The 20656-nt window shown below is 67.6% G+C and carries 15 protein-coding genes and 1 pseudogene; 9 read left to right on the plus strand and 7 right to left on the minus strand.

All coding sequences use genetic code 11. The features are described 5' to 3' along the window. Positions 1 to 247: 247 nt before the first annotated feature. A pseudogene (coaE, locus tag ACFXKA_RS04270) lies at positions 248 to 1198 on the plus strand (dephospho-CoA kinase); the annotation flags it as partial. Between the two features lie 95 nt (positions 1199 to 1293). Here coaE and ACFXKA_RS04275 read toward each other — a convergent pair. Then, on the minus strand, positions 1294 to 1818 hold the full coding sequence (locus ACFXKA_RS04275) for a DUF402 domain-containing protein (RefSeq protein WP_354846143.1): 525 nt from the start codon (positions 1816 to 1818) through the stop codon (positions 1294 to 1296). A 210-nt stretch (positions 1819 to 2028) separates the two neighbouring features. Here ACFXKA_RS04275 and ACFXKA_RS04280 point away from each other — a divergent pair, with 210 nt between their 5' ends. Then, the gene (locus ACFXKA_RS04280; protein ID WP_379425991.1) at positions 2029 to 2451 is read left to right on the plus strand and encodes a hypothetical protein; all 423 of its coding nucleotides are present in this window, start codon (positions 2029 to 2031) and stop codon (positions 2449 to 2451) included. 66 nt (positions 2452 to 2517) lie between these two features. Here ACFXKA_RS04280 and ACFXKA_RS04285 read toward each other — a convergent pair whose 3' ends face one another. Next, on the minus strand, positions 2518 to 3102 hold the full coding sequence (locus ACFXKA_RS04285; protein WP_379425993.1) for a DUF402 domain-containing protein: 585 nt from the start codon (positions 3100 to 3102) through the stop codon (positions 2518 to 2520). 408 nt (positions 3103 to 3510) lie between these two features. Here ACFXKA_RS04285 and uvrB point away from each other — a divergent pair, with 408 nt between their 5' ends. Beyond that, positions 3511 to 5676 carry an excinuclease ABC subunit UvrB gene (gene uvrB, locus ACFXKA_RS04290; RefSeq protein ID WP_354846151.1) on the plus strand — a complete coding sequence of 722 codons (2166 nt, stop codon included), beginning with the start codon at positions 3511 to 3513 and terminating at the stop codon, positions 5674 to 5676. Positions 5677 to 5876: 200 nt separating this feature from the next. Here uvrB and ACFXKA_RS04295 read toward each other — a convergent pair whose 3' ends face one another. Then, positions 5877 to 6347, minus strand: coding sequence for a VOC family protein (locus ACFXKA_RS04295; RefSeq protein WP_379425994.1), 471 nt, complete (start codon positions 6345 to 6347; stop codon positions 5877 to 5879). Between the two features lie 56 nt (positions 6348 to 6403). Here ACFXKA_RS04295 and ACFXKA_RS04300 point away from each other — a divergent pair, with 56 nt between their 5' ends. From ACFXKA_RS04300 to ACFXKA_RS04310, 3 genes are all read left to right on the plus strand, one after another. Further along, the gene (locus tag ACFXKA_RS04300; RefSeq protein ID WP_379425996.1) at positions 6404 to 7300 is read left to right on the plus strand and encodes a DUF6597 domain-containing transcriptional factor; all 897 of its coding nucleotides are present in this window, start codon (positions 6404 to 6406) and stop codon (positions 7298 to 7300) included. An 87-nt stretch (positions 7301 to 7387) separates the two neighbouring features. Then, positions 7388 to 7804 (plus strand): DoxX family protein, encoded by a 417-nt coding sequence (locus ACFXKA_RS04305; RefSeq protein WP_354846158.1) that lies wholly within the window; start codon positions 7388 to 7390, stop codon positions 7802 to 7804. A gap of 459 nt (positions 7805 to 8263) precedes the next feature. After that, the gene (locus ACFXKA_RS04310) at positions 8264 to 8716 is read left to right on the plus strand and encodes a universal stress protein (protein WP_354846161.1); all 453 of its coding nucleotides are present in this window, start codon (positions 8264 to 8266) and stop codon (positions 8714 to 8716) included. Between the two features lie 68 nt (positions 8717 to 8784). On the opposite strand, the gene ACFXKA_RS04315 is transcribed toward ACFXKA_RS04310, so the two are convergent. Further along, entirely contained in the window at positions 8785 to 11061 is a 2277-nt protein-coding gene (locus tag ACFXKA_RS04315; protein ID WP_379425998.1) for a HelD family protein, read from the minus strand. 161 nt (positions 11062 to 11222) lie between these two features. Then, positions 11223 to 12554 (minus strand): diguanylate cyclase domain-containing protein, encoded by a 1332-nt coding sequence (locus tag ACFXKA_RS04320; RefSeq protein ID WP_354846166.1) that lies wholly within the window; start codon positions 12552 to 12554, stop codon positions 11223 to 11225. 227 nt (positions 12555 to 12781) lie between these two features. Between ACFXKA_RS04320 and ACFXKA_RS04325 the strand changes: the two genes are divergently transcribed. Next, positions 12782 to 13927, plus strand: a complete 1146-nt coding sequence (locus ACFXKA_RS04325) for a beta-ketoacyl synthase N-terminal-like domain-containing protein (protein WP_379425999.1) — start codon at positions 12782 to 12784, stop codon at positions 13925 to 13927. 22 nt (positions 13928 to 13949) lie between these two features. Here ACFXKA_RS04325 and ACFXKA_RS04330 read toward each other — a convergent pair whose 3' ends face one another. Continuing rightward, the gene (locus tag ACFXKA_RS04330) at positions 13950 to 15680 is read right to left on the minus strand and encodes a GAF domain-containing sensor histidine kinase (protein WP_379426000.1); all 1731 of its coding nucleotides are present in this window, start codon (positions 15678 to 15680) and stop codon (positions 13950 to 13952) included. Positions 15681 to 15752: 72 nt separating this feature from the next. Further along, positions 15753 to 16400, minus strand: a complete 648-nt coding sequence (locus tag ACFXKA_RS04335; RefSeq protein ID WP_354846173.1) for a response regulator transcription factor — start codon at positions 16398 to 16400, stop codon at positions 15753 to 15755. A gap of 254 nt (positions 16401 to 16654) precedes the next feature. Here ACFXKA_RS04335 and ACFXKA_RS04340 point away from each other — a divergent pair, with 254 nt between their 5' ends. Further along, positions 16655 to 17482, plus strand: a complete 828-nt coding sequence (locus ACFXKA_RS04340) for a sigma 54 modulation/S30EA ribosomal C-terminal domain-containing protein (RefSeq protein ID WP_379426002.1) — start codon at positions 16655 to 16657, stop codon at positions 17480 to 17482. Between the two features lie 123 nt (positions 17483 to 17605). Then, entirely contained in the window at positions 17606 to 20605 is a 3000-nt protein-coding gene (uvrA, locus tag ACFXKA_RS04345; protein WP_379426003.1) for an excinuclease ABC subunit UvrA, read from the plus strand. Positions 20606 to 20656: the final 51 nt, after the last annotated feature.

Below are 20656 nucleotides of genomic sequence, written 5' to 3' on the forward strand. Positions count from 1 at the left end.
TTACCGGCCTAAGATCGCCTGCGGCGAACCATAGCCGAACAAAAGTGTGCGTCACCGAATATTGCGCGACATTCGCCCCGGCGTGTCGGAATCTTGCCGACAAACGGTCCGTATTCTCCGAAAAAGTTGCGAAACGGTCTCATGGGTGTCACGGAATGGCCAAGCACTGCACTTGCAGGTGAAACCGCAGACCGGAGGGGGTAACCCTGATGGGCGCGATGACCGGCGCTGATGCGAGACTGAACGAATGTTGCGAATCGGTCTCACCGGAGGCATGGGCGCGGGCAAATCCACCGTGGCCCGCATTCTCACCGAGCGCGGAGCCGTGCTGGTGGACAGTGACGTCATCGCCCGCGAGGTGGTCGCGCCCGGCACCGAGGGGCTGGCCGCCCTGGTCGAGGCCTTCGGCGCGGACATCCTCGCCGCCGACGGCAGCCTCGACCGACCGGCCCTGGCCGCCAAGGCCTTCGCTTCGGACGAGGCCCGCGCCACCCTCAACGGCATCACCCACCCGCTGGTCGGCAAGCGCACCGCCGCGCTCATCGACGCCGCCCCCGCGGACGGCATTGTGGTGCAGGACATTCCGCTGCTGGTCGAGAACGGCCTCGCGCCCTTCATGAACCTGGTGGTCATCGTGGACGCCGCCGAGGAGACCCGGCTGCGCCGCCTGGTGGAGTTCCGCGGCATCGACGAGGCCGATGCCCGCGCCCGCATCGCGGCTCAGGCCACCGACGCCCAGCGCCGGGCCGTGGCCGACGTGCTGCTCGACAACAATGGCGCGACCGGCGTCATCGATGCCGAGGTGCACCGGCTGTGGGACGAGCGCCTGGTTCCCTTCGAACGCAACCTGCGCACCCGCACGCCCGCGGCCCGGCCGGAACTGCCCGTGGCGGAGGCGGATCCGGAGTGGCCCGCGCAGGCTCGGCGGGTGATCGCGCGGCTCGCCGTGGCGTGCGGCGCGGACGCGCGAAGCATCGAACACGTCGGGCCGACCTCGGTGGCGGGCAAACCGGCCGCCGATGTCCTCGACATCCGGATCACGGTCGCCGATGGCGCCGCCGTGGACGGCCTGCGGGATCGCCTGACGGACATCGGTTTCCCGCCGGTCGCCGCGGGGGACGCGCTGCTCGCCGCGTCGGGTGTGGATCTTGCGGCGGGCGAACGGCTGCACGCGAACGCCGACCCGGGCCGCCCGGTCAATCTGATCCTCGGCGTCTGACCCGTCCGGCGGAGCCGCCTCGACGGTTGAGGGGCCGTCTGCACCCCTCGGTGGACGGCCCCTCTGTCTCCGGTCTACATCCAGGTCAGCGTGATGCCCTTGGACGCCAGCCAGGCCTCGAAACTGTGGCCGTGCGCGGCGATTCCGTCGATGGTCGAGGTGGCCGACTCGATGGCCTGCTGAGCCTCGGACAGGGTGACATAGCCGGCGGCGTGCGCGGCGAGCAGCTCGTCCACGTCGAGCAGCTCGACCTCGCGGCCCTGGCGGACCACCAGATCCAGGTAGTGGTCGACGGACTTCCACTGCTTCGGGCCGACCTGCGCGAACTCGCCGATGTCGATGTAGTAGTCCTGGTCGCGCCGGTGCGCGGGGGTGAAGTGGAACACGGTGGCGCGGATGGACACCGTTGGCAGCAGCCAGGATTCGATGTAGTGGAACTCGGGATGGTCGGAGGTGCGGGCCATGTACATCCCCCATGGCTCGACCTGGTACCGCTCCACCTGCCGCACGAAACCCTTGGGATCGATATTGGTGAGCTCGTCGATATTGAAGTACTCCACCTTGGGTCGGTGCAGATCTACCGCGGGTGCCCGAGTCATGCCATTCAGCATCGCGTGTCGGGCGGCGGTCGTCCAGGGGAGCGGATGCCGCGTCGCCGGCAGATTGCTGGAATCCGGCGCCGACCGGGTCGAATTTTCCGAAAACGCGATCTGAAGCGGTCGTGTTTCGCTAATGTGCGGCTGCGCCGTTTCGTCGCGCACGACACTCGCCGCGCCTGGGCGGGTGCCTCAACCCAAGGGAAGTACTGCATGAACGCACACACAACCCGTGCTCGCCGGGTCGGCATGGGATTGACGACCTTCGGCGCGGTGGCCGGGACCGTCGTCCTGGTCGCTCCGCAGGCCGGTGCCTGGCCGTCGAATCTGGAGGTCTCGGGCTCCACCCACAATGTCGGCTGCTCCTACACGCTCACCGCGAGCGTCGAGGTCGACCGCCTGACCTCGGTGTCGTTCACCGACAATGGCGTCGAGCTGACGGGCAGCCCGGTGTCGCCCTCGTTGCTGAGCAACAAGGTCACCATCAACTGGACCCCGAGCGCCGCCGGTTCGCACGAGCTGAAGGCCACTCAGACCCTCATCTCGAAGTCGATCACCGTGCAGGTGGATCCGGCCAGCAGCTTCGGTAGCTTCGGCTGCGGCCTCAACGGACTGCTGCCGAGCCTGTCCGGCTAGTCGGAGGACGGACAGACCCGTTCGAACCCGCCCGGTCCGTGCCGCACGGACCGGGCGGGTTCGTCTCTACAGCCAGCTGAGCGTGATGCCCTGGCCGGCCAGCCAGCGGTCGACATCGTGACCGCAGCCGGCGATGCCGTCCACCACGGCGGTGGCCCGCTCGATGGCGAGATGGGTGCGCGCGGTGTCGAAATGCCCTGCGGCATGGGCGCTCAGCAGCTGGTCGATGCCGACCAGCTCGGGAGCCTGGCCCCGGCGCGCCACCACGTGCAGGTAGTGACTCTCGGCCCGCCACTTCTTGGCCTCGCACGGGCCGTACTCGCCGATGTCGAGGTAGTAGGTCTGGCTGCGATCATGGCCGGGCCGCAGGTGGTAGACCGTGGCGCGCAGCGTGAGCTCGGGCAGCAGCCAGGACTCGATGTAGTGGAAACGTGGATTGTCCACTGTCCGTTCGACATACAGACCGAACGGTTCTGCATGTAAACGCTCCACGGGGTGGAGAAACCCGCGATAATCGGTCCACGACAGATCCGCGAGATTGAAGTATTCGAGTCTTGGGCGATGCGGAGACACCGGAGGAGTGTTGCCGATCGCGTCGTAGGGGTGTGCGCCATTGGTGGAATTCCGCTGTGGCGTATGCAGACCGGTCATCGCCCTGCCTCTTCTCGAATCGTGCGACCAGCGAGCTCAGAGTACACCCGGGAACCGCGATTCAAACCGTAGCGAACCGACTGAGATCTACGCGACATCGACGGCACGAAAACCCTTGGGGTAATGGTCAATTCGGACATTTACCGATGGTTTACGAAACCGTGTGCGTGCCATGGGGAATCGACAGCGGCGACTTTGCCGACACGGAGCTGGACCCCGGCAACCGTGCCCGAAGCGACGACTGATTTCGTGAGGCGAGGGTAACTCGCCGGGGACGACCAGAACCGGTTCGGCACCCAACCGCCGGCACGGGTTTGCCACTGTCAACGGCTCTCAGCCGTCCGCTGAAGACCCGGGGAGGCGGAATTGCGAGGCGGAACTGTCGGTGGGGGGTCCTAGGCTGGGGTCATGGCGTTTGCAACCGAGATCCCGGACGACCTGCCGCTGGCTCATTCCGAGCACCGGCCCATCAGCGACGTCGAGCGCGTCGACGGGCAGTTCCAGGTCGTCAGCGAGCATCGGCCGGCCGGTGACCAGCCCGCCGCCATCGAGGAGCTCGAGCGGCGCATCCGGGGCGGCGAGAAGGATGTGGTGCTGCTGGGCGCCACCGGTACCGGTAAGTCCGCCACCACGGCCTGGCTGATCGAGCGGTTGCAGCGGCCCACGCTGGTCATGGCGCCGAACAAGACCCTGGCCGCGCAGCTGGCCAACGAGCTGCGCGAGATGCTGCCGAACAACGCGGTCGAGTACTTCGTCTCGTACTACGACTACTACCAGCCCGAGGCCTACATCGCGCAGACCGACACCTATATCGAGAAGGACAGCTCGATCAACGACGATGTCGAGCGGCTGCGGCACTCGGCCACGTCGAGCCTGCTCTCTCGACGGGATGTGGTGGTGGTGGCGTCGGTGTCGTGCATCTACGGCCTCGGCACACCGCAGTCGTATCTGGATCGGTCGGTACAGCTGGAGGTCGGCACCGAGATCGATCGCGATCGGCTGCTGCGCCTGCTGGTGGATGTGCAATACACCCGCAATGACATGTCGTTCACCCGCGGCAGTTTCCGGGTGCGCGGCGACACCGTCGAAATCATTCCCTCCTACGAGGAATTGGCGGTGCGCATCGAATTCTTCGGGGACGAAATCGAGGCGCTCTATTATCTGCATCCGCTCACCGGTGATGTGGTGCGTCAGGTGGATATGGTCCGGATTTTCCCGGCCACCCACTATGTGGCGGGTCCGGAACGCATGGAGCGGGCCGTGCGGGATATCGAAGCGGAGCTCGACGAGCGGCTCGCGGATTTGGAGAAGCAGGGCAAATTGCTGGAGGCGCAACGACTTCGGATGCGCACCCAGTACGACCTGGAGATGATCAAGCAGGTCGGTTTCTGCTCCGGCATCGAGAATTATTCGCGGCATATCGACGGCCGTGCCGCCGGAACCGCGCCGGCCACGCTGCTGGATTACTTCCCCGAGGATTTCCTGCTCGTCATCGACGAATCGCATGTGACCGTGCCGCAGATCGGCGGCATGTACGAGGGCGATATGTCGCGCAAGCGGAACCTGGTGGAGTACGGCTTCCGGCTGCCGTCGGCGGTGGACAACCGGCCGCTCACCTGGGAGGAGTTCGCTGATCGGATCGGGCAGGCGGTGTACCTGTCGGCCACGCCCGGCCCGTACGAATTGGGCCAGACCGGCGGCGAATTCGTCGAACAGGTCATTCGGCCCACCGGCCTGGTGGATCCGCAGGTGGTGGTCAAGCCGACCAAGGGGCAGATCGACGATCTGGTGCACGAGATCCGGCTGCGCACCGAGCGTGACGAGCGCGTGCTGGTCACCACGCTGACCAAGAAGATGGCCGAGGATCTCACGGACTATCTGCTGGGACTCGGTGTGCGCGTGCGCTATCTGCACTCGGAGATCGACACCCTGCGCCGCGTCGAATTGCTGCGGCAACTGCGGCTGGGTGAATACGACGTACTGGTCGGCATCAACCTGCTGCGGGAGGGTCTGGACCTGCCCGAGGTCTCGCTGGTGGCGATTCTCGATGCCGACAAGGAAGGCTTCCTGCGTTCGGGCACCAGCCTCATCCAGACGATCGGCCGTGCGGCGCGCAATGTCTCGGGCGAGGTCCACATGTACGCGGACAAGATCACCGACTCCATGCGCCACGCCATCGACGAGACCGAACGCCGTCGCGCCAAGCAGATCGCCTACAACGAAGAGCGCGGCATCGATCCGAAACCGTTGCGCAAGAAGATCGCCGACATTCTCGACCAGGTGTATCGCGAGGCCGACGAGACCGAGGTCGAGGTAGGCGGCTCGGGCCGCAATGTCAGCCGCGGCCGCCGCGCCCAGGGCGAGCCCGGCCGGGCGGTGAGTGCCGGTGTCTACGAGGGCCGCGACGTGAAGAACATGCCGCGCGCCGAACTGGCCGATCTCATCAAGGACATGACCGCGCAGATGATGAACGCGGCCCGTGAGCTGCAGTTCGAGCTGGCCGGCCGCCTCCGCGACGAGATCGCCGATCTGAAGAAGGAACTACGCGGCATGGATGCCGCTGGCCTCTCGTGAGAGAAAGCCTGCGGCGCAAGGACCTTCGGCCGGCAGGTGGCGGGCCGACCGTGCGACAGACGGCAGTGCCCCTTGTCATGACCACATGCTCTCGGCCGGGATTCACGGCAAATCGGTTGGATTCCAGCCGAACGCACGCGCGGATGACGGACGAGGCTCCGCGCCCGGCAGATGGTCTGCCGGGCGGGGGAGTCGCGTTGTCAGGCCTGCTGGGCCATCCACTCGTTTACGCGGCGTTCGGCCTCTTCTCGGGAGACGTCTTCAACTCGCGTCATCACGATCCAGCGGTGGCCGAACGGATCCATGACCCGGCCGAAGCGGTCGCCGGTGACGAAGGTGGCGGGTTCGGCGACGAAGCGGGCGCCGTTCTCGGCGGCCAGCTTCGAGACGGCGTCCACGTCGGGGCAGTAGTGGACGACGCTGGTGTGGACCCAGTCGTCGGCGGGGGCGCGCAGGCCCTCGTCGGGAATGGGCATGCCGACCTGGATGGTGGAGTCGCCGATGAGGAGTTCGGCGTGCGCGGCCTGGCCGTCGGGAAGATCGTTGCGGCTCAGCACCTTCGCGCCGAAGACGGCGGAGTAGAACTCGATGGCCGCATTGGCGTCCGGGACGGCCAGGAAGCAGGTGATGGAGTGGTAGCCCTCGGGGATCGGATTCACTGCGTTGCTCATGCGCACTACTCTCGCCGCCGCGGCGGCGATGGTCTTGTAAGAAAGCGACAGGCGCGATGAACAGTGGAAACACTGCCGAAGGAGTCGGTGGAAGCACTGCCGGAGGCCGGTTCTCGCCGCAGCCGGTGCCGCCGCCGGAGACCGCCAAGGGCATTCTGCGGCCCCGCCAGCAGAACCAGGCCAACAATCACTCCCGGCTGCCCGCGAGCCCCCGGGTGTCCCGCTATGTCGAGTGGTACTGGGCGGTGCGCTGGGATCGCCGGGGACAGCCGCCCTTCCAGGCCGAGGTGTTGTCGTACCCCTGCGTGAACCTCACCTTCGAGCACACCCACGAGCGCGCCGGCGCCTTCGTCACCGGCGTGTGGACCACCAAGTATGTGCGTGAATTGGCCGGGGAGGGAGAGACTTTCGGGGTCAAGTTCCGGGCCGGCGGCTTCGGCGCGTTCACGGGCCTGGACGTCGGGGCACTCAGTGATACCTCGGTCCCGGCAACCGATATCTTCCCGGCGGCCGACACCCTCTCCGAGGCCGTGCTCGCGACCGCCGATGCCGAACGCCGCCGGGACCTGATCGAGGATTTCCTGGTCGGAGTCCGGCGCGAGGAGGCCGGTGGGGGCGACGACACCGCTTACCGCCAGGTACTGGCGATCATCGAGGCCATGGAGCATGATCGCGATCTGACCCGGGTCGACCAGGTCACCGAGCGTTTCGGCATTCCCGTCCGCACCCTGCAGCGGCTGTTCCGCCGCTATGTCGGTGCGGGCCCGAAGTGGGTGCTGCGCCGCTATCGCCTCCAGGACGGCGCACATCTGCTGGCCGAGGGCCGCACCTCGGACCTGGCCGCGCTGGCCGTCGAGCTCGGCTACTTCGATCAGGCGCACTTCTCCAACGAGTTCGCCAAGGAGATCGGACTGCCTCCGCTCGAATATGCCCGTATCTCGCTACCATCCTGACAACTGCTGGTCCGGGAATAATGTCAGTACCCCAGAAGTTGGTTGCCATGTCATCCAATGGCGTATCGATCATCGAAGGAGCGGGCCATGGACGTGCTGGTATTGATCGGACGGATCCTGTTCGCACTGCTGTTCCTCGGCTCGGGCTTCGGGCATGTCGCGCAGCGCAAGACGATGGTGCAGTACGCGCAGTTCAAGGGGGTGCCCATGGCCGAGTTGGCGGTGCCCGCATCGGGTGTCCTGCTGCTGGCCGGCGGACTGAGCGTGCTGCTGGGCGTCTGGGCCGACCTGGGCACGCTGCTGCTGCTGGTCTTCCTGGTGCCGACCGCCCTCCTCATGCACCCCTTCTGGAAGGAGACCGACGCGGAGGCCAAGCAGACCGAGATGGTGCACTTCAACAAGGACATCGCGCTCGCGGGCGCGGCGCTGATGCTGTTCGCCTTCTTCGCCCACACCGGCGGGGATCTCGGATTGACGCTCACCGGACCGCTTTTCAGCCTCTGATCGGATCGGGCGCGTTAGTATTGCGCGTCATTGATCGGCCGGAGGGAAGAGGATCGCATGTCCGTCCTCAGCGCGATTCTCGGCTGGTTGTGGGCCGAATATCGTGAGCTGTGAGGCAAGGCCAAGTCACTGTTTCGCGGGCCGTTCGTTGTGCGATGTCACAATGAACGGCCCGCGGCCGGTCCGGGGGATATCGGGTCTGTGACGAATCTCCCAGGGAGGCAACACCGTTGGCATTTTGTGGGCCACATCGCGGCGCTTGGGAAATTCGCTGGTAGCCCGGGCTGTCTTCGCGGCGGGAACCGGAATGTGTCCGGGCCCGATCACGCCACGGAAGTGTGATGTGTTGCGATATCGAATATTTCCGCCGGTTATGCCGCTATTGTCAGGCGAAGTTGCCGCGGTGAAAACCCCACTGTCGAGGATTCCGCGGCCCCGACCCTTGTACTTGGAGGAGAAATGACCGCCTACCGGACGATCGTCGTCGGTACCGATGGCTCGGACTCGTCGTACGTCGCCGTCGAGCGGGCCGCGGCTCTGGCCGGCGACGAGGGCGCCACGCTGTACATCGCCTGTGCGTACTTCCCGACCGACGACCGCGATGTGGCCGCGGCCGCGGACGTGCTGAAGGACGAGGCCTACCAGGTGCGCGGCTCCGCGCCGACCAGCGAGATCCTGCGGGTCGCGCGGGACAAGGCCGTCGCCGTCGGCGCGGTGAACGTGGTGGAGAAGGCCGTCGTCGGCGAGCCCGTCGAGTCGCTGCTGGACCTGGTGAAGGAGGTGGAGGCCGACCTGCTCGTCGTCGGTAACCGCGGCCTCAACACCCTGGCCGGCCGCTTGCTCGGCTCGGTGCCGTCGGACGTGGCCCGCAAGTCCCGCTGCGATGTGCTGATCGTGCACACCGTGCGCTGAGCGAACCCTGGTTCCAGCGAAGCGGCCGAGCCCCATGTGGGCTCGGCCGCTTCGCTGTTCGGGTCCTGTCAGCGCAACCGGCGCAGGACCTCCGGCAGGTCCGCGGAATGCACGACCGCCAGACGCTGGGTGGCGCGGGTGAGCGCCACGTACAGGTCGTTGAGGCCACGCGGCGATTCGTCCAGGATCCGGTGCGGTTCAGCCAGGATGACCGCGTCGAACTCCAGGCCCTTCACGTCGTGGACGGTGAGCACGCGCACCGAATCATCGGTCAGGTGAGCGAGTTCCGGGGCCAGGTCGTGCGGCACGATGACCACGGTGGTGCCGGGATGCTCGGCCTCCGCGGCGACGAGCCGCTTGATCTCGTCGGCGAGCTCGGGGGCCGCCACCCGGGTCGCGGTGGGCTCGAAGCCGGAGTCGCGGACCGAGCGCGGCGCGGGCGCGGCCGGGTCGATGGCGGTCAGCACGTCCGCCGCCACCGCCATGATCTCCGATGGGGTGCGGTAGTTGACCGTCAGCTCGGTGAGCTTCCAGCGTTTGGCCACATAGGGTTCCAGCACCTGCTGCCACGACGAGGCGCCCGCCGGGTCGCCGGTCTGGGCCACGTCGCCGACGGCGGTGATCCAGCGATTCGGGATGCGGCGCATGACCATTCGCCACGCCATGGCCGAAAGCTCCTGCGCCTCATCCACGATGACGTGGCCGTAGGTCCAGGTGCGGTCGCCGGCGGCGCGTTCGGCGGTGGTCTGCCGGGTGCGCACCTGCTGGCGTTCGGCCAGCTGGGAGGCGTCGATGAGGTCGTAGGCCATGAGCAGCTCGGGATCCAGGTCGTCCTCGAGATCCTGGGGCGCGGAACCGGTGAGGATGTCGAGCGCGTCCTGGGCCTCGGCCAATTGGGCGCGCCAGCGGCGGCGGGAGCGCTCGCGCTCCTCGCTGTCGTCGATGCCGAGCAGTTCGGCCAGCTCGTCCAGCAGGGGCGCGTCCGCGTCGCTGAACTCGCCGCTGTCGGAGCGGTACAGCTCGGCCCGGTCGGCGTGGCTCAGCTGTCCGGCGGCATCGGCCAGGCGCTTGGGGTCGGCCCACAGCCCGCCCAGCACCTCCTGCGGGGTGAGGATGGGCCACAGTCCGGCGATGGCGCGCTGGATCTCGGGATCGGCCCGCATCTCGTCGCGGATCTCGGTGAGATCGGTCTGGCTCAACAGGTTTCGCCCGCCCAGCGGGTTCGAGCCGATGGCGGCGGCCAGCTGATCGGTGAGCGCGTCGACGACGGCGGCGGCGAAGACGGGCCGGGCCAGGTTGTGCGGGCGGCGCGAGGAGCGGGCGCGGCCGCGGGCCTTGGTGGCGATCTTGCGGTCCAGCTCCAGCTGGTGGCCGTCGAAGTAGAGCTGGATCGGCTCCCGCGGCACCTCCTGCCAGTCCCGCACCCCCTTCTTGAGCACCTCGAGCATGTCGAGCGAGCCCTTGAGCTCCCCGGCGCGCAGCGAATCCTCCAGTGTCGCTTGCACTCCCGGGTACAGGTTGCCGACGGTGGACAGCAGCACGCCGGTCTCACCCAGCGAGGGCAGCACCTGGCCGATGTAATCCAGGAACGTGGAGTTCGGGCCGATGATGAGCACGCCGGCCTTGTCCAGCTGCTGCCGGTAGGTGTACAGCAGGTAGGCCGCGCGGTGCAGTGCCACCGCGGTCTTGCCGGTGCCGGGCCCGCCCTGCACCACCAGCACGCTCTTGTGCTCGGAGCGGATGATGGCGTCCTGCTCGCTCTGAATGGTCTCGACGATGTCGTTCATGTGCCCGGTGCGGGCGGCATTGAGCGCGGCCAGCAGCGCGCTCTCGCTGCCCACGCCGCCGTCGCCGCCGACCACCCCGGCGCGCTGCGCGGCATCCAGGTCCAGGTACTCGTCATTGACCCCGGTGACCGTGCGGTTGCGTGAGCGGATGTGCCGCCGCCGGGTCACGCCGTCGGGCGCGGCGGTGGTGGCGAGGTAGAAGGGCCGGGCCATGGGGGCGCGCCAATCCAGCAGCAGCGTTTCGTAGTCGGCGCTCTCGTCGAGGATGCCGATGCGCCCGATGTAGCGGTGCTCACTGTCACCGTTCTCGGCGATGTCGATGCGGCCGAAGCACAGGCCGTGTTCGGCGGCGTCGTACTTGGCCAGGTCCTCGGAGTAGAGCTGGGTGAACGACTCGCGCTCACTCCGGGCCTGCGGCGTGCCGCCGGTCTCCAGCAGCACGGTGCGCAGCCGCCGCTGGGCGTAGGCGCGCATGCCGTCGAGCTGTTCGTAGAGCTTCGTGAGGTACTGCTGCTCGCGCTCCAGGTCCGGGGAAGCCGCGTTAGCGGAATCGGACACGGAACGCTCCTCGGTGAGGTCGGGCAAAACGGAACTCCTTGTTCACCACGTCCGCCGTGTTGGGTACGGGGCGCGAAGCATCGAGAACAGAGTTGTCGAGTCTAGTTCGCGATTCCCTCGCGCGCCGTACCGCCAGGTGACAAGCCCCGAAACTGCCGGGTTCAGGAGGCGTGGGTGCTGTCGCTGCGGCGTCCGAGGGTTCCGTTCTGATGGTTGGGCGGCTTGGCCCGGTACATGGCCACGTCGGCATCGTGGAGGACGGCCTCCGGGGTGCGATTGTCGCCCGCGCACAGGTCCGTCACCCCGATCGAGGCGTCGACCTGGATGCGGTGCCCGCGGGCGATGATCGGCTCGGCCATCGTCTGGCGCAGCCGCGCGATGAGCGTGTCGATATCGTCGCCCAGCGTGCGGCCGGACAGCAGCACGAGGAATTCGTCACCGCCGATCCGGCCCACGATGTCCTCGGAGCGCAGCCCGCGCTGCAGTCGCTGCGCCACGATCTGCAGCACGGTATCGCCGATGGCGTGCCCGAGGGTGTCGTTGATGGCCTTGAACCCGTCCAGGTCGATGAACAGCACGCTGGACACCGGCAGGCTCTCGGAGGTGCCCAGCGCCGCCGCCAGCCGCGACAGCACCAGCGCCCGATTGGCCAGCCCGGTGAGCGGGTCGTGGGTGGCCTGGTACTCCAATTGCCTTCGGCTGGCGCGGAATTCGGTGATGTCGTTGAACGACGACACCGCCGCCGACTCCGGATCGCTGGGATCGAGCAGCCGGCTGTTGGCCGAGAGCCAGCGCCGCTGCCCGTCGGGCCGGTCGAGCCCGAACACGAAGCGGGTCACCGTCTCCCCGGTGGCGAGCGTGCGGATCACCGGATACCAGGACGTGGGCATGGGCTGGGCATTGGCGTCCAGCAGGGACAGCGGGATGTCGTAGATGTGGGTGCCGACGAGATCGTCGGAGTCGTAGCCGAAGATGCGTCGTGCGGCCGGATTGGCGGATTCGATGCGCCCGTGCCGGTCGATCACCACCACCCCCTCCTCCAGTTGCGACACCACCGTGGTGAAGAACTGTTCGGCGCGCTGCTGGGCGGCCTCGGCGCGGCGCTGCGCGGTGAGATCGTGCACCACCACCTGGTAGGCGAGGTGTTCGTGCCAGGCGGTGAGCACCGACACGGTCTCCACGTCGACGCTGCCGCCGTCGCATCGCATCAGCGTCATCTCGGCGGGGTCGGACGCGGTGCCCGCGATGGTGAGGCGGCGGATGCGGTCGAGCATGGGAGGGACGGAACTTCGTTCGACGAAATTGGTGACCGGTTGCCCGATCACGTCGTCAGGATCTGCGGCCGCCAGCAGCCGCAGCATTGCCGGGTTGGCGTAGACGACGGTGCCACGCTCGTGGACCACGACCCCGTCGGGGCTGTAATCCACCAGGGACCGGTATCGCTGGGCCAGCTGTTCGGCATCGGCCGAGTCATTTGCCCGATCGTTACCCATCACGTCATGCACCCCCTGATCGTCGTTCCGACACGTCACTGGAGCACGGCACCATTCTGTTATCTATAAATTAGCTGGTGCCCCTTGCCGACCGTATTGAATGAGTTGCAGTTCCGCACAGCATCGGCCCGCCAGTGGTGACCATTACGGGCAACGGCCCGAGAGGAGCGATGCAAATGCCAGGCATCATCCCCGTCCCGATGACCGCAGGTCGGCATCAAGATCATATGACCCTGGCCGGCATCGGCGCTGTCACCGGGTACGGCTGGGGCCGCGAAACCCTCTGGAAAGGTTTGCTGACCGGCAAACCCGCAGCCCGGCTCTTTCCAGGGTACGGGCCCGAACGCGATCGGCAGGGGTGGATCGCCCGCGTGCCGGACGGCGGCGATCCGGAGCTACCGCCCAGCCGCTACCTACGCGCGGTCATCGGCTCGGCGCGCGAGGCGGTGGCCGATGCGCGCGAACGCGGCTGGCGGCCCGGCCGGACGGTCGGCCTGCTGCACGCCATCGTGCTCGGAGACGCCTATGAGTGGCGGGACTTCTACACCGTCGACGGCGGGCAGCGGCGTTCGCGCGACTATCTGCGATTACTTCCCTCGACCCCGGTATCGATGCTGATGAGCGAGTTCGGGTTTCACGGCCCGGCCATGAATGTGACCGCCGCCTGCTCCTCGGCGAACGTGGCCCTGGTCACCGCGCAGCTGTGGCTGGCCCAGGGCATCGCCGACGACGTGCTGGTGGTCGCCACCGACCTGTCCGGGATTCCGGAGATGGTGCAGCCGTTCGTGGTACTGGGCGCGGCGGTGGACGACACCGACCCCCTCGACGCCTGCCGTCCCTTCCAGCAGGGCAGTCGCGGCTTCGGTTTCGGCGAGGCCTCGGTCGCGTTCCTGGCGACACGTGACGCCGAGCGGCCCTATGCGGTGATGCTCGGCGGGGCCATGTCCAACGACGGTCACCACGTGATCTCCGTCGAGCCGTCCTACGCCCAGATCTTCGAGTGCGTGCGCCGCGCCCTGGTCAGCGCCGACGTCCATCCCGGCGAGGTCGCGTACCTCAATTCGCACGGTTCCGGCACCGCCCAGTGCGACGCCGCCGAAACCGCGCTGCTGGCGGAGCTTTTCGACGATCGCCCCGCGGTGGTGGCGCTCAAGCCGCTGGCCGGGCACTGCCAGGCCGCCTCGGCCGGGGTCGAAGTGGCCGTCGCGGCACTGGGCTACGAGCGCGGGCTGCTGGTGTCCGCCCCGATCGTGGCGCCCGCGCATCCCCGTCTGGTCGACGGCGTCCGGCGCGGCGTCGACGGCATCACGGTGAAGACCTCGCTGGGCATGGGCGGCAACAACTCCGCGGTGGTGCTCGGCCCGGTCGGCTGACGCCGGCCGAGCTCTCAGCGAGTCAGTGCAGTGGCACCGACCAGTGCAGTTTCGTGCCGGTGCCGTCACCGCTGGGATCGCGCCGCGGATACACCGCCAGGCTGCCGCCGGACTGTTCGGCGCGCCGGGCCAGGTTGGTCAGGCCGCTGGGGGTGATGTCGTCCGGAATGCCGCGGCCGTTGTCGGAGACCACGATGGTGAGATCGTCGGCCACGCCGATGTCGATGGTGATGGTGTCGGCCCCGGAATGCCGGACCGCGTTCGAAACCGCCTCGCGCACCACGGCTTCCGCGTGATCGGCGAGCGCCGGCTCGACCACCGACAGCGGTCCGGTGATGTGCATGAGCGGCCGGATGTCGGTGGCGGTGGTCTGCTGTTTGACCGCGCGTTCGATGCGCTGGCGCAGCCGGGTGCTGTGCCCGTCGCCGCCGTGCAGATCGAAGATGGAGGTGCGGATCTCCTCCACCACCTCCTGCAGATCGTTGATGGCGTCGGCCAGCCGTTTCTGCACCTCGGGCACCCGGGCGCGCGGCACGGTGCCCTGCAGGTGGAGCCCGATGGCGAACAGTCGCTGGATGACGTGGTCGTGCAGGTCGCGGGCGATCCGGTCGCGATCGGTGAGGATGTCGAGTTCGCGCATCCGGCGCTGCGCCACCGCCAGTTGCATGGCCAGCGCGGCCTGATCGGTGAAGGCGGCGATCAGCTCCACCAATTCGTCGGTGTAGGGCGCAGATTCGGCGGCGCGCAGCGTGATCAGCACGCCCAGGGTGGAGTCGGGGGTGTGCAGCGGCAGCACCAGGGCCGGGCCGATATCGGCGATGGGCGTGCCCAGGTCGATGTGGCGGGCGTCGTCGAAGCGCAGCGGGGTGCGAGTGGTGAGGGCCTGCCCGACGGCGGTGGCGACCGCGCGCACCGCGTGTCCGTGCGGCGGCTCGCCGGGGCCGGACCATTGCGCCACAACGAGTTCGGCGACATCCTCGGGCGCGTCGTCGGGATCGGCGACCACGGCCAGCAGCGCCTGCTGGGAGGCGGTCAGCTCGCGGGCGTGCTCGACCACGTGGGCCAGCACCTTGCTGGGTTCGGTGTCGGCCAGGAATTCGGTGGCGATATCGCGGGTGGCCTCGATCCAGGCCTGCCGGGTGCGGGCCTGCTCGTAGAGGCGGGCATTGTCGACGGCGATACCGGCCGCGGCGGCCAGCGCCTGCAGCAGCACCTCGTCGTCCTCGGTGAAGGGGTGCCCGCCGGATTTCTCGGTGAGGTACAGGTTTCCGAAGATCTCGCCGCGGATCCGCACCGGCATGCCGAGGAAGGTGCGCATGACCGGATGGTGCTCGGGGAATCCGGTCGCGGCGGGATGATGCGCGAGATCGTCCAGGCGCAGCGGTTCGGGCTTGTCGAGCACGAGGCCGAGCACGCCGTGGCCCTCGGGCAGCGCGCCGATGCACACCCGGGTCTGCTCGTCGATGCCGTGGAAGATGAACTGGCTGAGCTGTTGTTCGTGCCCGCGCACCGCCAGCGCCCCGAAGCGGGCGTCGACGAGAATGGTGGCGGCGCGCACGATCGTGCTCAGGGTCTGGTCCAGATCGAGGCCGGAGGTGACCGCGAGCATGGCCTCGACCAGCCCGTCGATGCGGTCCCGGGCGTCGATGATCTGTTCGACCCGGTCCTTGACCTCGGTGAGCAATTCGCGTAATCGCAGCTGCGACAGCGTTTCACGCACCGAGTAGGGACCGGTGCGGGGTGTGTCGTGCATGGTTGTCCTGCGGTCCGGCGGATACGACACGGCAAGCGGAATTCTATGCGTGCCGAGGTTGCCGAGAGGTTGTCATGCCGAACGTGACTGTCCCGTACGCAATTTCGAGGCCAGCACGGCGGCCTGGGTGCGGCGTTCCATACCGAGTTTGGCCAGCAGCCGGGACACGTAGTTCTTGACGGTCTTCTCCGCCAGGAACATCCGTTCCGCGATCTGCCGGTTGGTGAGGCCGTCGCCGAGCAGGTCCAGCAGCTTGCGCTCCTGATCGGTCAAACCGGCCAGCGGGCCGTCGAATTCGGTGCTGCGCCGCAGCCGTGCCATGAGCGCCGCGGCCGCGCGATTGTCCAGCAGCGAACGGCCCGCGCCCACCTCCTTGATGGCCTTGGCCAGCTCCATGCCCTTGATGTCCTTGACCACGTAGCCGCTGGCGCCGGCCAGGATGGCGTCCATCATGGCCTGTTCGTCGGTGTAGGAGGTGAGGATCAGGCAGCGCAGGTCGTCGATGTCGGCGAGCAGGTCGCGGCACAGTTCGATGCCGTTGCCGTCGGGCAGGCGGACGTCCAGCACCGCCACGTCGGGGCGCAGCGCCGGGATCCGGGCCAGCGCCTGGGCGACGTCACCCGCCTCGCCGACGACGGTCAGTTCGGGATCCTCCTCCAGCAGGTCGGTCAGACCGCGGCGGACGATCTCGTGATCGTCGACCAGGAAGACTTTGATCACGACGGCCTCCAAGCTCGGGTCGCGGGCGCGCGAAACGGTAGTGGCAAACGTATCTCGCGGGAAGACGCCCGGATACCGCCGAAGGTCCCTAATTTCCGGTGCCCGAACCGTCCGGAAATATGTCCGGTTATTTTTGTCGGAGAATTTTCCCCGAAAGTGGTCTGGTTCGGGACTTTCGGCACTGTCGAGGGTGACTTGGGTGTGTTGCCATGGAGACGGGTTGCCGGGTCGGAACAGGGAGAGCGGGGTCGGCGATGGGCGCATTCGATGTGTGGTCGAATGGAATCGATCCGGATTTCGTAGTGACGACGCACGGGCACGTCCCGGCGGGGGAGGTGACTCGGGTGGTGCGCGGAATGGGCAGGATCCTGCGCCGGCACGGGGTCGCAGGGCCGGTGCGGGCACGTCTGCGCTGGCCTGCCGCCGAGGACGAGGCGACGCTGGTGCAGGCGGGTGTCCGGACGCAGGGAAAGGCATTCCGGGTGCAGGTCGCCGGGCCGGGCCGGTTCGCGTCCACCTTCGCGCTGGAGCGGCTGGATCTGCGGCTGGGCTGCCCGCCGGACGAATTGTCCAGGCCCTGGCCGGATCCCGCGCGGCCGTCGCTGTCCGCGGTGACCGAGCCGCGACCGATCGTGCGGCGCAAGGATTGTCGGCTGCAGGCGGCCACACCCGCGGCGGCGGCGCGGGTGCTCGATGCCATGGATTACGACGCGCACCTGTTCATCGATGCCGAGACCGGATCCGAGGCGGTGGTCTGCTGGACCGGTCCGCTCGGGGTGCGGACCCTGGGCCGGATGCGCGACGGCGTGCCGGTCCTGCTCGAAGACGACGCGGTGGCCCGGCTGTGCCTGGGCGGGCTGCCCTATCTGTTCTTCACCGATGCCGATACGCGCCGTGGCCGGCTGCTGTATCGGCGCTTCGACGGCGATCTCGCGCTGGTCACCGCGGCCGGCGCCGAGGACCGCTCGCGCGATCGGGACCGGGATCGGGTCCTGCAGCCGCGGGCCATCACGGGCTGTGTCCGCCGGGCGCTGCCCGGTGTGGCGGGCGTCACGGCCGTGCGCGCCGATCGGCGGGCCTAGTCACATCTCGCAATAAATACGCTGTGACCAGCGTTTCAGCACGCGTAGCCAAACTTGTCGGTGGGTGCCCCTAGCATGGCGTCGGGGGTATGTCTGGATGCCGAAACGTTGGAAGGATGGCCAGTGGCGGATCGCCTGACGGTGCGCGGAGCGCGGGAGCACAACCTCAAAGGGGTCGACCTCGACCTACCTCGCGACAGTCTCATCGTTTTCACTGGTCTGTCCGGGTCCGGAAAGTCCTCGCTCGCCTTCGACACGATTTTCGCCGAGGGCCAGCGGCGGTACGTGGAATCACTGTCGGCGTATGCGCGGCAGTTCCTCGGCCAGATGGACAAGCCGGATGTCGATTTCATCGAGGGCCTGTCCCCGGCGGTGTCCATCGATCAGAAGTCGACCAACCGCAATCCGCGGTCCACGGTCGGCACCATCACCGAGGTCTACGACTATCTGCGTCTGCTGTTCGCGCGCGCGGGCACCCCGCACTGCCCGGTCTGTGGTCATCTGATCGCCAAGCAGACCCCGCAGCAGATCGTGGATCAGGTGCTGGCCATGGAGGAGGGCACCAAGTTCCAGGTGCTCGCACCCGTGGTGCGCACCCGCAAGGGCGAATTCGTGGACCTGTTCGAGTCGCTGAACTCGCAGGGCTACTCGCGGGTCCGGGTCGACGGCGTGGTGCATCCGCTGACCGATCCGCCGAAGCTGAAGAAGCAGGAGAAGCACGATGTCGAGGTGGTCGTGGACCGCCTCGCCGTGAAGCCGAGTTCCAAACAGCGCCTGACCGATTCGATCGAGACCGCGCTGCGGCTGGCCGACGGCATCGTGGTGTTGGACTTCGTCGATCGCGACGAGCACGCCCACGATCGGGAGCGGCGCTTCTCCGAGCGGCTGGCCTGCCCGAACGGGCACCCGCTCGATATCGAGGATCTGGAACCGCGGTCGTTCTCCTTCAACTCGCCCTACGGCGCCTGCCCGGATTGCACGGGCCTGGGTATCCGGAAGGAGGTCGATCCGGATCTGGTTGTGCCGGACCCGGATCTGAGCCTCAATGACGGCGCGATCGCGCCCTGGTCGCGCGGGCAGACCGCCGAATACTTCACCCGACTGCTGTCGGGCCTGGCCGAGGCGATCGGCTTCTCCATGGACACGCCGTGGAATCAGTTGCCGCTCAAGGCCCGCAAGGCGGTGCTGGAGGGCAGCTCCGAGCAGGTGCACGTCTCCTACACCAACCGCTACGGTCGCAAGCGTTCGTACTACGCCGATTTCGAGGGCGTGATGCCGTTCCTGCAGCGGCGCATGGACGCCACGGAATCGGAGGCGATGAAGGAGCACTACGACGGGTACATGCGGGACATCCCGTGCCCCGTCTGCAACGGCGCGCGACTGCGGCCCGAGATTCTGGCGGTCACGCTGTCGGCGGGCCCGGAGCGCAAATCCATTGCGGACCTGTCGGATCTGTCCATCGGTGATGCCGCGAAGTTCCTGAACACCTTGACCCTCGATGATCGCCAGGCGGCGATCGCGGCGCAGGTGATCAAGGAGATCCAGGCGCGCCTGGGCTTCCTGCTGGATGTCGGCCTGCAATACCTGACGCTCTCGCGCGCCGCGGCCACGCTGTCCGGCGGCGAGGCGCAGCGCATTCGGCTGGCCACCCAGATCGGGTCCGGCCTGGTGGGTGTGCTCTATGTGCTGGACGAACCGTCCATCGGCCTGCACCAGCGCGACAATCGCCGGCTCATCGAAACCCTCACGCGGCTGAAGAATCTCGGCAATACGCTCATCGTGGTCGAGCACGACGAGGACACCATTCACGCCTCGGACTGGGTGGTCGACATCGGCCCGATGGCCGGTGAGCACGGCGGTCAGGTGGTGTACTCGGGCCCGTACGAGGGGCTGCTGAAGGACAAGGGATCGCTCACGGGCGCTTACCTTTCCGGCCGCGAGCAGATCGAGGTGCCGCTGGTGCGGCGGCCCGTCGACAAGCGCAAGCAGCTCACGGTGGTCGGCGCGGTCGAGCACAACCTGCAGAACATCGACGTGAGTTTCCCGCTGGGCGTGCTGACGTCGATCACCGGCGTGTCGGGTTCGGGTAAGTCGACGCTGGTCAACGACATTCTGGCGACCGTGCTCCAGAACAAGCTGAACGGCGCGCGCCAGGTTCCGGGTCGCCACACCCGGGTCAACGGCCTGGATCACCTGGACAAGCTGGTGCAGGTCGACCAGTCGCCGATCGGCCGTACGCCGCGCTCGAATCCGGCTACCTACACGGGTGTTTTCGACAAGATCCGTACCCTGTTCGCGGCCACCACCGAGGCCAAGGTGCGTGGCTACCAGCCGGGCCGGTTCTCCTTCAATGTGAAGGGCGGCCGCTGCGAGGCATGCTCGGGTGACGGCACCTTGAAGATCGAAATGAACTTCCTCCCGGACGTTTACGTCCCCTGCGAGGTCTGCCACGGTGCGCGCTACAACCGCGAGACCCTCGAAGTGCACTACAAGGGCAAGACCATCGCCGAGGTCCTCGATATGCCGATCGAGGAGGCGGCGGAGTTCTTCGAGCCGGTGACCTCCATCCACCGCTACCTCAAGACCCTGGTGGATGTCGGCCTCGGCTACGTCCGCCTCGGCCAGTCCGCCCCCACGCTCTCCGGCGGTGAGGCGCAGCGCGTGAAGCTGGCCGCCGAACTCCAGAAGCGTTCCACCGGCCGCACCATCTACATCCTCGACGAGCCCACCACCGGCCTGCACTTCGAGGACATCCGCAAGCTCCTGGCGGTCATCAACGGCCTGGTCGACAAGGGCAATACGGTCATCGTCATCGAGCACAACCTCGACGTCATCAAGACCTCCGACTGGGTCCTCGACATGGGCCCCGAGGGTGGCTCCGGCGGCGGCTTGGTCATCGCCCAGGGCACCCCGGAGGACATTTCCGAAGTCCCGGAAAGCTACACCGGCCAGTTCCTGAAGCACGTCCTCGCCGCCCAGCCCGCCTCCCTCGCCGAACCCACGCCGGCAAAGAAGGCAGCGAAGAAGGCTCCGGCCAAGAAGGCGGCCCCCAAGACGGATGCCCAGGCCACCGCCGCCAAGAAGGCAGCCGCCGCCCGCCGCAAGGCTGCCGCCCTCCGATGATGCCGACAGACGGCGGCACGGTCGCCGGGATGACCACTCTGCCCCGCGGTT

The sequence above is a fragment of the Nocardia sp. NPDC059228 genome, assembly GCF_042754245.1.
In the GTDB taxonomy this organism is placed as follows: domain Bacteria; phylum Actinomycetota; class Actinomycetes; order Mycobacteriales; family Mycobacteriaceae; genus Nocardia.